We start from the raw sequence: 12,679 nt of genomic DNA, 5'->3' as shown, positions 1-12,679 counted from the left end.
TACTTATTAGTTTTTTTTAATTATAAAAAACCAAAATGCCGTACACAAACCCGGTTTTCTGATAAATAAATAAAAAAAAAGCCCTGAGGCTTTTTAATTTCAAATACCATAACCGTTATATAAAATAAATAAATGTAGCGGTAAAATGAAACAGGATGGTAATAAGAGGTCCTGTAACCTTAAAAAGTAAACTTTAAAAGCTTCATGACATTTATTATTGGATTTATTAATGTGGCCTCTTCGGAGCCTGCAAATAAAAGACCCACCGCCTCGTTTTTTTCCGTCAATACCAGGGAACCGCTATCTCCGGGCTTTGCCATAGGGCCCGTAAGTATCTGTTCGTAAAAAGTCGCTTCTTCATTATCGCCGAGCATTACCTTTATTACCACATTTGTCGCTTTTATTTCACTTTTTGTAACTCCGCTGGTCCGTCCGCTTTTCACGACGGGAAGCCCCAGTTCCGGCAGGGCTTCGCCTTTTACCTTACCCAATTCCAGAATTTCATCGGACACATAGGAAGGGTGAACGGGTTTTGCCAGGGCAGCATCCACTAAGTTTTGCATGGCTTTCTTTTTATAAAACCTTACGTTGTAGTTTGGCCTCAGGATTTTTACGGCTTTGTCCAGAATCCTCTCCCCGGCTTTGGCCACAGGGCATTCCACCTGAGTCATATCCTTCTCTACGGGGATAAATCTGAAAAGGTGTCCTATGACATCCTCGTTTTTACCGCCATCATAGGCTCCGGGCTGCAGGATGGGGTCACCGGGGCTTGCCTTTTTATCCCTGCCATTGGTGGAATTTGCAAGAACGTGATTGTTGGAAAGGATTAAAGGCTCCTTGGTAACCGCATCCTTTACCAGCGCTCCAAAGGTGCCCGCGGTAACCTTATAATGGCCTATGCTGACGCCGGGCCTGGCAGGCCTTAACTTTTCCGTCCTTAGCCCCAGGAGTTTTATTTCTCCCACCTCAATGACATCCGTGTTCACATCCTCTACCCTTTCGGGGATAATTTCTGCTTTTCTCAATTCCTCCCGGGGGATTTTTTTCTTAACCAGTACCAGCAGGGATTTTTTATTCGTTCTTTCACCCTTAACGGTTTTATAACCGATACCCACTCCCACCACATTTTGAAGGTCCAGGAGCTCTTTTGTATATTTTCTTAATATTCTTTCGGTTCGGTCCATAAAAACTGCCTCCCCCATGAATCTTTATAATTATAATATTCATGAGGGAGGCTTTTGCGCCCTAATGCTTAATTTTCACCGCCTTGCCGTTACCCGCACAGAATATCAGCTCAACGGAATCGGTTAATACATCGGAATAACTGTATGAAACCCTGTTTATAAATTCGGGAGATTCTTCAATCCTTATCACAAATATATTGGGATAAACCTTTTCGAGAATACCTATTTTCTCGTAAGTCTTTTTTCTACCCCTGTTGGCTTTTATTTTAACCTTTTTCCCCACAAAGGGTTCAATACTTTTTTTTATTTTGAGGAGAGCATTATCTTTTACCAAATTAAACTCACCTCTTTATTATACAAAATACACGATTGTATTATAACACCCCTTGTCCGAAATGTCAAATAAAAAATAGAATATTTTATCAGTATTATGATGTTTTGTCAAATGTCATATTATAAACAAAAAACGGCCTATTTTAACGTGAGGCCGTAATAATATAGGATAATCCCCGAAAAAATTGTCTCCGCGACATTTTTTCTATACTTTTCTTCCGATATCCTTTTTTCTTCCTGGGGACAGTTTAAATTGGAAGTAAAAATCATTACGCCGGGGCATTTGGATTCTCTCAGCAGGAAAAGGTCCGCCTCATAAGATACCGCTTGAACATTTAGATCTGAGATAAAAGCTTCCTTGATGCATTCAGCAAGTCTTTTGCCTTCTTTATCCCCCGGCAGGTAAAAAATTTCCACATACCTTTCCCTGTCGGGCTTCAAAAAACTTTGTTGAAGGCTGATAAGCAGGTCCGGATCAAAATCATTAATAACCCTTATTCTTTCCATGAGGTCTTTTTTTTCATTATTATTCCTGGTGAGGATCACTTTTGCCCCTTCTTTTGTAAGTATTTCTCGCAAAGCCCTTGCCATTTCGTAATTAATAAATCCTTCCGATAACCCCATAGGCCCGCATAAATCGTCTTCGGACCCCTTGCCGGGATCCACTGCAATTTTTTTTAAAATTAGCGGATTATCTTTGGAAGGCGTTTTTATCCTTTCTACTTCCGTTCCCGTAAAATAGTGCTTTAGTATATTCACAAAATCCTGCCCTTTTAAGGCCATCCCTCTTGCCCCGTACTGACACATTCCAAGTCCGTGGCCTTTTCCCATAATTTCTAACGCGATAGCTACCACCTTCCAGTTAAATTTGTTTGAGTTTATCGAAAGCAGTTCTTTTATTTCTTCTCCGGAAAATTCCCTGTCTCCTACCTTTATCCTTTTTATCCGCCCGGCTCCCGTTGTTTTTATTTCCTCAAAGATTCCCTTTATATCCACCTTGCCGGCAGCCGAGTCGAAGTTAACCCCCAATTTTTTTTTTAAATTTTTTATGGTAATAATCCTGCGGGTAACGTAATGGGGCGAGTCGCTGCAGAATCCACATTCTACCTTCCTCAAATAACTTATCTTATTTCCCAGGACATTTTCCGAATCTTCCGTATATCCTCCGCAGGTGTCGTGATAAAAGGCTTCTACAGGGTTTCCGTTGTAGGTTAAAATTAATCCTGAGGTTTCTTCTACGGCTTTTTTTATGCCTTCAGGAATTTCCTCCAATTTATCCGAAAATCCCTGACAGTGTCCTGGATCGGTGCACACATCGTATTCGGGGTACCTTGTGCACCCGCTCCCGCCGAATATTCTCATTCTCCTTACGGCAATTGTCCTGCAGCAAACCGCCTGAGACTTCAGGGCTTCTAAAGGAAAATCGGCGGGCATCGCAAATGCTACAGCATGTTTTACGTAGTCCTCTAATTCCATTTGGTAAGCTTTTTTCATCCTTGAATCAAAAACCTTTAGCATTAACCCTTGCTCCATTTTTCATCACCGCCTGCTTTACTCGTAAGGAGAACGCGGGAGCCCTTCTCTGTACTTGCCCCGGGTTTCGATGCCACCTATTCCTTTTGTGCCCGTAATCGTCGCTTCAATGGCTTCTTTCAGAGAGATTATTTTTGATATAGGAGTAAAGGCCACCCTTTCAATTACCATAACGGGATCTAAGGCGTGTATAAAAACCCGGTGGGGAGAACTTGCAAAATTCGCACCGGCTTTTATAAGGCCTTCATAGTAAGACTGACACGCCCCGGCAAAGATTATCAGCTCATCCTTGGATGGCTGTATTTTTCTTGCCTCTTTTACCGATTCTATAAAAAACCTTGAGTTTCTGTACGAATTTACATTATTGTAATCCCTCGCATTTTTTAATAGGCCGTCGTGCCCGGTAATCACGAGAATATCCGGTGCATACTCAAATAGCAGGTTCTTTATATTTTTTGGTTGATCCTTTTCGGAAATATTAAAACCCACAGCTTCTATTTCTAACTGTTTATAGGTATTCAGGCATATTTCCAGGTAATCCTCATCACCGTCCAAGTGAAGAACCTTTACCGGCATACAAAAAAAGCCGTTCTCTGACCTTTCATTCCTGGTGTAGTTTTTTTCTTTTTCCAGTTCCCTCCTGTAAAAAACCCTCTCCAAACATTCGTTATAGGTTTTTATAAGATTGATTCTGTATTCCCTTACTTCATTTTTAGTGGGCAATATTAGATCATCCAGCGGCGCATCGGCTAAAACCCTTATGTTAATGCCCTTCAAAAGGGCCATATTTTTTTCTTCATGAACCTCTACCACTTTAAAAAGTAAATCCCCTCCGTAAGAAATCCTCTTTACGATATCTCCTGGTCTAACCTTTGCCATCCCCTTCACCCCCTTAAATTTTCTTTATTCACACTTTTAATTTTTATTACATAATATGCTAACATAAAGCCGCATGTTAATTAAATTGGGGGGCTTTTCGTGATTGCTGCTGTAGTACCTGCAAAAAACGAGGAGGGGAGAATTTCAAAGGTCTTAATTAATTTGATAAAAATAGGAGTAGATAAAATTATTACCGTAATTAACGGTTCCACGGATAATACGCTTTATGAAGTACAAAAGTTGAGCACCTCTTTCGCAGGTAAAATAAAAATTATCCATTTCAAAGAAGCCTTAGGGTATGACGTGCCCAAAGCTGTTGGAGCCTATACTGCCTATAAAGACGGGGCGGAGTGCGTAATTTTTGTGGATGGAGATATGGAAGGGAAAATGGATCGCCAGCTTAAAAACCTGATTAAATCAATAGAAAAAGAAAAGGCTGATCTTTCTTTAACCAGGTTTTACCCCGATTATCTGAAAGAAAACCGGCTTTCCCTGGAGCTTTATTATTATAAAAGACTGTTTAACGAGACGTTAAACCTGTACCATAAGGTGTATACAGCTATACCTTCCCACGGTCCTCACGCGGTATCCGGAAAATTTTTACAAAGTGTTGATTTCTGCTATTTTGCAATACCTCCTTTAGAGTCGGTTTTTGCGGTAAAAGAAGGTCTGAAGGTAGCTGCTCCCTCAATTATGCGGGTGGAGGAGCCAGGTTCTAAGCTTCGCGGCTTTAGTCATGCAAAAAAAATGGCCGATACCATCATCGGCGATATTATACAAGCTCTTAATTTATACAAAGGTCTTTTGCCTTCCCGTATCATTAACAACCGGGAATTTATTGGATACCACGGTGAAAGAAGGTTTGATATATTAAAAAGTTTTATTTCGTAAATCGGTCCGCCACCTTCGTAGCACCGTAAGCTTGAGGCTTTATCTTAACCCTGAAGCCGCTTCCCATAACCCAACCCACAACTTCCTTAATAAGTTCCTTCGTATCCCCGTTTTGTCCTATATCCACATGTACCTCCACATCCATGTTCTGGTAATTTGTCTTAGAAAGCTCATTTTTTATGGCATTGACCGCTTCCAGGGACAAAGAGGTTTCAATATAGACCCTTTGCCTCAAATTTTTTACTAAGGACATGATTCTTTTCCTGTAATAGTACCTGGCTCCCTTACCAATTCTGTGAATTATAATTGCCGTGACAAAACAGGTATTGTTTTTTTCCTGGGAATCGGTACCTATTATGAGTTTGTACCGCGCTTCGGGGTCTTCCTCTAAATAAGCGATAATATCCATTACGGTTTCTTTAAGGGATAGTCTCCCTTTTGTCGGGCTTATGAAATACATTGTATCCCATCCTTTCATTTTTTCAAATCCATAAAAACCCGACAAATTGATGCAAATTCCTGTAGGCTCAACGTTTCCGCCCTTCTATTTTCATCAATACCCGAAATTTTTAGTATCATCTTTATATCCTCGTTGCTCAGATTTAAATTATTCCTTAACGAATTTTTTAAGGTCTTACGCCTTTCGGAAAAAGCAGCTTCCACAATTTTAAAGAAGGTTTTTTCATCGGGCATTGCCACTTTTGCTTCTTTCCTGATGTCGAGTTTTACAATGGCTGAATCCACCTGGGGAGGTGGGAAAAATGCTCCCCTGTTTACAGTATCGACGATCTCCACATCGGAGTACAGCTGAACCGCCACGCTGAGTATCCCGTAGCTTTTACTGCCCGGAGGCGATGCCAGCCTTTGGGCTACTTCTTTTTGAACCATTAAGACGGCTTTAGAAATAATATCCTTAGATTCGATTATCTTCATCAAAATAGGGCTCGTAATATAATATGGCAGATTAGCAACAATTTTAAAACAATTATTTTCAAAATAATCCTCTTTTACCCTGTTTAAATCTAATTTTAGCACATCTTCGTTAATCAAACAAACATTTTTCCTGTCTTTTACCAAATCTTCTAAAATTTTTATAAGCGAAGGATCTTTTTCTACTGCGACCACTTTTTTTGAATAGTCGGAAAGTTTCAGGGTCAGTACTCCCAGCCCGGAGCCTATCTCCAGCACCTCATCATCTTCATTTATTTGAGCTGCTTTCAACATTTTATAAAGAAAAGATTCTTCCATTAAAAAATGTTGGCCGAGCCTTTTACTCGGCCTTATATTGTACTTTTTTATAATCTCTTTTATTTTCAAAAATTACCACCTTCTCGGGTTAACTTTTTTCGAATTTCCTGACCTTAAACCCTACACCTAATTCTTCGGCAATCTTTCTTGTTTTTTCTATATCCACTTCGGGAAGTTCTACAACGGTTAAAACCACCCTGGGAACATAATTTTTACATTTTCTTGCAAATTCCAGTACGGCATAGAAAGCCTCCTCACCGTAATCGGAGCGGCAAATCCTATCGTAGGTTTCCGAATTATGAGCATTAAGGCTTATGGAGATCACGTCAATTAAACCTTTGAATTGAGGGGTTATATCCTCTCCATGAATCAAATTTCCTAACCCGTTTGTATTTATTCTAACCGGAATTCCAGGAAAATTATTCTTTATATAAGACGCTACATCCAAAACCACCTGAAGCCTCAAAAGAGGCTCCCCGTAACCGCAAAAAACTATTTCTTTATAATTTTCGGGATTGCCGATTGCCTCAATTATTTCCTTCGTAGTCGGTTCCTTCTCAAGCCATAAATCGTAACCACCGACACCCTTTGCAAAATTTCTTATACAGAAGCTGCACTTATTCGTGCAACGGTTGGTGATGTTTAAATACAGTGAATCTCCTATCTTATATGCTATCATAATCGCCCCGCCCATTCTCTTAGGATTTTTCTATGCTATTTTAACACAAATTACAATTCTACACAATGAAAAATTAAATAAAAAAATGCCCCATTTTACCGGGGCAATTCAAAAAAAATACCTAAAATTTTACTACCGTTCTCAGAGCTGTTCTTGTCAAATTATATAATATTGCACCTACCACGGTGTTTATGGCAGCGGTAGGCAAAACAACTACCGTATAAAGGGTAGAAAAGGCGGTCGGAAGAGCTCCCACCACTATCATTGCTACCGATAAAAATATTGCTCCGCTTATCATGGTTCCCAGCAGGGTGAAAAGAGGTACCGCTATTTGCCGGTTTAAATTGGGAGTAACCCTGACAAGTAATGCAATCACCTGAGCTGTAATAAGTTCATCCACGATGTTTGCAATCTGCCCTCCCGGGAAGGTGGTGGAAAGGGCGGCAAATACACCTCCTAAAAAACCTGCGAGAAGCGCGTTAGCGGGTTTCGGGTTAATAAAAATCGAAAGGAAGAGCATAACAAGAAGGAAATTGGGCCTCATCCCGGCAACAATGGGCGGAGTCACCTGGTGTAAAACATAGCCGATAGCCATTAAAAGAGCGGTTAAGATAGAATCCCTTAATTTCATAAAAATCCCCCTTCTTTAAATTTTTTTAATAAAAAAAGCACCCATCCCCTCCGGGACGGATGCTTTATCCGCGGTGCCACCCTTATTAGTCCCGCATATAACAAAAAACGGCATTTCACCCATCAGGACGAAATGCCGTGATTGCCACCTGAAAGCAGGACTCCCTTTTCTGGTACGGCCGTATCGGCGATACCATGCCCCTTTTTTAACGGAGGGCTTACCCGGCAGCAGCTACTTTTTTCCTTTCGCCGCCGCATCTTCAGGGCCCATTCACCCTACCTTTCGGTACCGCCTTTCCACCGCCGGCAGCTCTCTTTAACCTTTCGGTAAGGCTACTTTTCCCCTTCATCGAAATTTACTAAATTAAAGTTTCAGTTTTATAAAATATTATATGCATTTTTCAAAAAAAAGCAATATAGTTTTAAAATTTTTTTATAAAAATTTTTTTATTTTAAATGTAAATCCCAAAAAACTCTGCGGCATTCTCCTGCATTAACTTTTTTAATTCGTATAACCCCATTTCTTTTAATTTTGCATAATAATCGTAAAGGATTTTTATAAAAGTAGGATCGTTTCTTTTACCGCGAAAGGGCTCGGGTGTAAGGTAAGGAGAATCGGTCTCCAGGAAAATTCTTTTTGCCGGCAGTTTTTTTATTATTTCCCTTCCCTGTTCATTTTTTTTGAAAGTCATCGAACCTCCGAAGGAGAAATAATACCCTTTTTTTAAGGCCTCTTCTGCCATATAAAGGTCCCCTGAAAAACAATGGAGTATGACCTTCTTGGTTCCCAATTCTTCCAGCAGCTTTAGCACATCCTCATGGGCCTCCCTGTCGTGAACCACCACCGGAAGATTGAGCTCACCCGCTAAATAAAGCTGTTCTTTAAAAACCTCCAGCTGCTTTTCCTTAGGCGAAAAATTGTAGTGGTAATCCAGCCCTACCTCGCCGATGGCTACTACCTTTGAATTCTTTGAAAATCTTTTTAGCTCGTCAATAAAGCCTTTATTAGTTTTTGCAGCTTCGTGGGGGTGAACCCCCACGGCTGCATATATGTTCTCGTGTATTGAAAGTTCTACCGACAAGGCGCTGGATTCTACGTCAACCCCGGCGTTAATGAAGAAAACCCCTTCTCTTTTTATTTTTTCGATTAATTGAGATCTATCGTTGTTAAAAGCCTCATCGTCTATATGAGCGTGAACGTCTAAGTACAAAGCCATCAGCCCCTTATTTTACTTTCGCCCCTGACGGTATATCCCTTTCTACAGTAATTATTGAAAGTTTATCATCAATGGAAGCCGCCAGCAGCATCCCCTGGGATTCCACTCCCTTCAGTTTTGCAGGTTTCAAATTTGCTACAACTACTATTTTTTTGCCTATGAGCTCTTCGGGTGAGTAAAATTTGGCTATCCCTGCTACTATCTGCCTCTTTTCTTCTCCTATTTTAACCTGAAGTTTTAAAAGTTTATCCGCTCCCTGGATTTTTTCCGCTTCAATCACTTCTGCCACACGCAGCTCTATTTTTGCAAAATCTTCTATTGTAATTACATTCATCCCTTCCAGGTTTTGATTTTCCTTTGCCATGGTTTCTTCTTCTTTTGTTTTTTTATCGTTTTCCGTGTTCTTTTCGATTCTCGGGAAAATGATCTCTTTTTGCCCTATCTTTGCTCCCGGGGGCAGCAATCCCCACACTTTTGCCGCTTCCCAGGTACAAATATCTTCGGGAATCCCCAGCTGCTTTCTGATTTTACCGGGCGTATTGGGCATAAAAGGTGATATATGGATGGAAATCACCCGCAGGGATTCGGCCAGGTTGTAAAGAACGGTATTAAGCCTTTCTCTTTTTCCTTCTTCTCTAGCAAGTACCCAGGGTGCCGTTTCGTCAATATATTTGTTTGCCCTGCCAATGAACTGCCAGATTTCCTTTAAGGCTTCTGAAAACTCAAAGGAGTCCATCAAGGATTCTATTTTTTGCGGAAGGAATTTTGCCATATCGATGAGTTCTTTATCTTCTTTTGTGAACTCCCCGAAGGTAGGTATCCTGCCCTCACAGTACTTTTCCAGCATTGTTACGGTCCGGGAAAGCAAATTCCCCAAATCGTTGGCAAGGTCGTAATTTATTCTGTCAATAAGGGCATCGTTGGAGAAATTGCCATCCGCTCCAAAAGGAATTTCCCTCAATAAAAAGTACCTGATTGCATCCACGCCGTAAAGGTCCACCAGCACTCTCGGATCTACCACGTTACCCTTGGATTTAGACATCTTACCGCCTTCCAGAATAAGCCATCCATGGCCGAAAACCCTCTTAGGGAGGGGAAGGTCCAAAGCCATAAGCATAGCCGGCCAAATAATGGTATGGAATCTTACTATTTCCTTCCCTACTAAGTGCACATCCGCCGGCCAGAATTTATTAAAAAGCTCATTATTAAAAGGATACCCGAGAGCCGTGATGTAATTGGAAAGGGCATCGATCCACACGTAAACCACATGCCCTTCGTCAAAGGTAACGGGAATCCCCCAGTCAAAACTTGTTCTTGATACGCAAAGGTCCTCCAGCCCCGGCTTTAAAAAGTTATTTAACATTTCATTCTTCCTGGATGGGGGCTGTATAAAATCGGGATTTTTCTCAATGTAATCAATTAGCTTGTCCTGATATTTTGACAGCCTGAAAAAGTAAGCCTCCTCCTTTACCAGCTCCACATCCCTGCCGCAATCGGGGCACTTGCCTTCCACCAGCTCCCTTTCGGTAAAAAAGGATTCGCAGGGCGTGCAGTACCATCCTTCGTATTCGCCCTTATAAATATCCCCCTTTTCGTAAAGCCTTCTAAAAATTTCCTGAACGCCTTTCACGTGGTAATCATCGGTAGTTCTTATGAAATGATCATAAGAAATGTCAAGTATCTTCCATAATTCTTTTATCCAATCTACTATTTCATCTACGTACTGCTTTGGAGTCTTTCCCTTTTCCTGGGCTTTCCTCTGGATCTTTTGACCGTGTTCGTCGGTTCCCGTTAAAAAGAAAACATCGTGGCCGGTAAGCCTTTTAAAGCGGGCCATAGCATCGGCTGCAACAGTTGTATAGGAATGCCCTATATGGAGTTTATCGCTGGGATAGTAAATTGGAGTTGTAATATAAAAAGTTTTTCTTTCCATTGATTGCCCTCCTTTTTCCTTTATAATCTTAAAATTAAAAAACCCCCGCCATCCACAAAGGGGCGAGGGTAACCCGCGGTCCCACCCTAATTCGCCTTTTCGGCCTTTTTAGCTTTATCGGGCTTATACCCGCCTTTACCTGAAAATACTTCGGCAAAGGTTTCTCCAGGTCCATGTTCGGCAAAAAGCAGGCACCGGCTTTCACCTTACCCGGCTCTCTTTGGCCTTTATTTTTGCCTACTCAACCCTTCATTGAAGTCTTATGGAGTTTATCTATTATATACCAGTTTTTCCGCACCCTGTCAAGCTTCGGTATAGAAACTGCCGAAGGGAGATTCCTCTTTTTTTATTTTTCCCTTTTTAACCATTTCTTCTAAAAGATTTTTTAAAGCATTAACTTCCATTACAACCTTCGAATTTTGCGAACTTATATTTTTCGCAACCCTCAAAAGATTTGATTCATAAATTGGCAATTCCTTTTTAATTAGTTCATAGTATTCTTCCATCTCCTGATTGCTTTTTTCTATTAGCTCGTCAAACGGATTTTTCAAATGAGGGCTCATGGAGTAAGGATACCTTACCCTAATCGCGATGGTCCTGCCGAAAAGCGGAGTGGAGACAAAAGCATCCCCCGAGGGAAGATAGGGAAGCCTTTTTGCTTCCTCGGAGCTCAAATCCGTCTCCTCCATCAGTGTGCTGATGTCGTTGCCCCTTACCGTCCTGAATATTATTTTGGTATTGAGCTGAGCGGTAACGGTTTCATCCAACAAGGTAGGCCTTTGTGTTGCCAATACCAGGAATACCCCGTATTTTCTCCCTTCCTGCGCTATTTCTTTTATTATGCCCTTGCTGGGGGCATCATAACCTTTTGGTGCAAAATTATGGGCTTCATCCGTGGCGACGACAAAGGGTGGAAAATATTCAAAGTTTTTTTCTCCCCTTAGTTCTCCATCCTTGTAATCCCTTCTTTTTCTGTACAAACTTGAAAGAATGTAAGTTGCAAACACCTGTAAAAGCCAAATAGGCCCCTGTATTACCGAAAGTTTACCCGACTTTAACGCTCTTATTACCGGGTTTATATCGTGGCTGAAAATCCCCGAGTAATAAAGCCTTCTCAACCTCCAGGAAATACCCTGAACGGAGGGAAGGGGAATATTGGAATACTCTTCCACCAGCTCCCTTAAACGTCTGTATTTTTCTTTCTCGATTTCCTTTATTCCTTCCAATGCGATCATTTTATCCAGCTTTGCCTTGCCCATCTCTAAAGCTTCGCATAGATCTTCGACCCTTGAGGAAAAACTGGCGTAGGAATCTCCCCTTTTAAAGAGGATTTCCACAGCACTGGACATTGCCTCGGTCAAAGGTTTAACGGCGGACAAAAGATCCAGGAGGTCTCTTGTAGTCAATGCTGAAAATTCTACACCTATGTCCTCACCGATCTGGAATTTCTGATAGCAATCACTGAAATCCGGCCTTTCCCCGAGATCTGAAGAGGTGGAAAAATCCATTTCGTAATGGGGATCCAGTATGATAGAAGGTATTCTCTTCCTCATCAATTCCTCCATTATTACCCTCATACCAAAGGATTTTCCCGAGCCGGAACCCCCGAAAATACCGATATGCGGATATTGCTGAAAAGACCTGAGGTCTAATATAAAGGGCACGCTTTTTGTTTTTTCGGTTTTCCCTTTGTTAAGTATATAAAATAGTCCCTTTAACTCTTCTCCCATTGTTTGTGCTGTTTCCTCGGTATGCTTTATTTCGCCCAGGACAAGGCCATCCTCCTTACTTCCCCTTACAAGTATATCTTTAACCTCAAAAAAATCAGGTATCCTCGCCTTAGAGCCTGTAACAATGGGATAAGTAGTTTCGGTCATCAGCTTAACCTTTGCCACATTTATTTCCTCTTCATCAATGCTGTAACCCAGCCTTTTCAAGGATTCCACTACCTTAGCATCAAAAAAATCGTGATTCAAAGAAAAAGGTATGTACCTGTTATAAGAAAAGGTTTCCGATACCTCCCCTATTACCGGGCCTTGATTGGGATCCTCAATAAGTATTAACTCGTTTATTCTAAACTTTCGCTCCTTTGAAGCTATATAAACCTCATGGGAGGTTGTAAGACCTACAACGTTCATTTTTCCCTTCTCCC

Annotated in this window: 12 protein-coding genes and 2 other annotated features; of the genes, 1 reads left to right on the top strand and 11 read right to left on the bottom strand. The window is 41.1% G+C overall.

Annotated features, from left to right (window positions below; translation table 11 throughout):
• Positions 1 to 179: 179 nt before the first annotated feature.
• The 4 genes from ACPLOV_RS06325 to yabG form a co-directional block, all read right to left on the bottom strand.
• Positions 180 to 1,184 (bottom strand): hypothetical protein, encoded by a 1,005-nt coding sequence (locus tag ACPLOV_RS06325; RefSeq protein ID WP_424908288.1) that lies wholly within the window; start codon positions 1,182 to 1,184, stop codon positions 180 to 182.
• A 61-nt stretch (positions 1,185 to 1,245) separates the two neighbouring features.
• Positions 1,246 to 1,518 (bottom strand): Veg family protein, encoded by a 273-nt coding sequence (locus ACPLOV_RS06320; RefSeq protein WP_424908287.1) that lies wholly within the window; start codon positions 1,516 to 1,518, stop codon positions 1,246 to 1,248.
• A gap of 137 nt (positions 1,519 to 1,655) precedes the next feature.
• Complete coding sequence (gene spoIID, locus ACPLOV_RS06315) at positions 1,656 to 3,050, bottom strand: stage II sporulation protein D (protein ID WP_424910835.1); 1,395 nt, start codon at positions 3,048 to 3,050, stop codon at positions 1,656 to 1,658.
• A gap of 18 nt (positions 3,051 to 3,068) precedes the next feature.
• Complete coding sequence (yabG, locus tag ACPLOV_RS06310; RefSeq protein ID WP_424908285.1) at positions 3,069 to 3,929, bottom strand: sporulation peptidase YabG; 861 nt, start codon at positions 3,927 to 3,929, stop codon at positions 3,069 to 3,071.
• 99 nt (positions 3,930 to 4,028) lie between these two features.
• On the opposite strand from yabG, the gene ACPLOV_RS06305 reads away from it, so the two are divergent.
• The gene (locus ACPLOV_RS06305) at positions 4,029 to 4,820 is read left to right on the top strand and encodes a glycosyltransferase (RefSeq protein WP_424908284.1); all 792 of its coding nucleotides are present in this window, start codon (positions 4,029 to 4,031) and stop codon (positions 4,818 to 4,820) included.
• On the opposite strand, the gene ACPLOV_RS06300 is transcribed toward ACPLOV_RS06305, so the two are convergent.
• The 7 genes from ACPLOV_RS06300 to ACPLOV_RS06270 form a co-directional block, all read right to left on the bottom strand.
• The gene (locus ACPLOV_RS06300) at positions 4,810 to 5,280 is read right to left on the bottom strand and encodes a ribonuclease H-like YkuK family protein (RefSeq protein WP_424908283.1); all 471 of its coding nucleotides are present in this window, start codon (positions 5,278 to 5,280) and stop codon (positions 4,810 to 4,812) included. The genes ACPLOV_RS06305 and ACPLOV_RS06300 overlap by 11 nt on opposite strands.
• Positions 5,281 to 5,294: 14 nt before the next feature.
• Complete coding sequence (rsmA, locus tag ACPLOV_RS06295; RefSeq protein ID WP_424910834.1) at positions 5,295 to 6,137, bottom strand: 16S rRNA (adenine(1518)-N(6)/adenine(1519)-N(6))-dimethyltransferase RsmA; 843 nt, start codon at positions 6,135 to 6,137, stop codon at positions 5,295 to 5,297.
• A 19-nt stretch (positions 6,138 to 6,156) separates the two neighbouring features.
• Entirely contained in the window at positions 6,157 to 6,747 is a 591-nt protein-coding gene (locus tag ACPLOV_RS06290; RefSeq protein WP_424908281.1) for a TatD family nuclease-associated radical SAM protein, read from the bottom strand.
• Between the two features lie 121 nt (positions 6,748 to 6,868).
• Positions 6,869 to 7,378, bottom strand: coding sequence for a tryptophan transporter (locus tag ACPLOV_RS06285; protein ID WP_424908280.1), 510 nt, complete (start codon positions 7,376 to 7,378; stop codon positions 6,869 to 6,871).
• Between the two features lie 48 nt (positions 7,379 to 7,426).
• Positions 7,427 to 7,736: a binding site (T-box leader), on the bottom strand.
• A 93-nt stretch (positions 7,737 to 7,829) separates the two neighbouring features.
• On the bottom strand, positions 7,830 to 8,594 hold the full coding sequence (locus ACPLOV_RS06280; RefSeq protein WP_424908279.1) for a TatD family hydrolase: 765 nt from the start codon (positions 8,592 to 8,594) through the stop codon (positions 7,830 to 7,832).
• A gap of 7 nt (positions 8,595 to 8,601) precedes the next feature.
• Positions 8,602 to 10,527, bottom strand: coding sequence for a methionine--tRNA ligase (gene metG / locus ACPLOV_RS06275; RefSeq protein WP_424910833.1), 1,926 nt, complete (start codon positions 10,525 to 10,527; stop codon positions 8,602 to 8,604).
• A gap of 55 nt (positions 10,528 to 10,582) precedes the next feature.
• Positions 10,583 to 10,789, bottom strand: a binding site (T-box leader).
• 40 nt (positions 10,790 to 10,829) lie between these two features.
• A complete protein-coding gene (locus ACPLOV_RS06270) occupies positions 10,830 to 12,665 on the bottom strand; it encodes an ATP-binding protein (protein ID WP_424910832.1) in 1,836 nt (611 codons plus the stop codon).
• Between the last annotated feature and the right edge of the window lie 14 nt (positions 12,666 to 12,679).

It is taken from the genome of Thermovenabulum sp., assembly GCF_049723235.1.
GTDB lineage: Bacteria > Bacillota > Thermosediminibacteria > Thermosediminibacterales > Thermosediminibacteraceae > Thermovenabulum.
The sequence above is the reverse complement of the archived record's forward strand: the minus strand, read 5'-3'. Positions and strand labels throughout refer to the sequence as shown.

Excerpts from the sequence above, each read along its gene's own strand:
- ACPLOV_RS06325 (WP_424908288.1), bottom strand. The coding sequence starts at position 1,184 with ATGGACCGAACCGAAAGAATATTAAGAAAATATACAAAAGAGCTCCTG.
- spoIID (WP_424910835.1), bottom strand. The coding sequence starts at position 3,050 with ATGGAGCAAGGGTTAATGCTAAAGGTTTTTGATTCAAGGATGAAAAAA.
- yabG (WP_424908285.1), bottom strand. The coding sequence starts at position 3,929 with ATGGCAAAGGTTAGACCAGGAGATATCGTAAAGAGGATTTCTTACGGA.
- ACPLOV_RS06300 (WP_424908283.1), bottom strand. The coding sequence starts at position 5,280 with ATGTATTTCATAAGCCCGACAAAAGGGAGACTATCCCTTAAAGAAACC.
- ACPLOV_RS06290 (WP_424908281.1), bottom strand. The coding sequence starts at position 6,747 with ATGATAGCATATAAGATAGGAGATTCACTGTATTTAAACATCACCAAC.
- ACPLOV_RS06285 (WP_424908280.1), bottom strand. The coding sequence starts at position 7,378 with ATGAAATTAAGGGATTCTATCTTAACCGCTCTTTTAATGGCTATCGGC.
- ACPLOV_RS06280 (WP_424908279.1), bottom strand. The coding sequence starts at position 8,594 with ATGGCTTTGTACTTAGACGTTCACGCTCATATAGACGATGAGGCTTTT.
- metG (WP_424910833.1), bottom strand. The coding sequence starts at position 10,527 with ATGGAAAGAAAAACTTTTTATATTACAACTCCAATTTACTATCCCAGC.
- ACPLOV_RS06270 (WP_424910832.1), bottom strand. The coding sequence starts at position 12,665 with ATGAACGTTGTAGGTCTTACAACCTCCCATGAGGTTTATATAGCTTCA.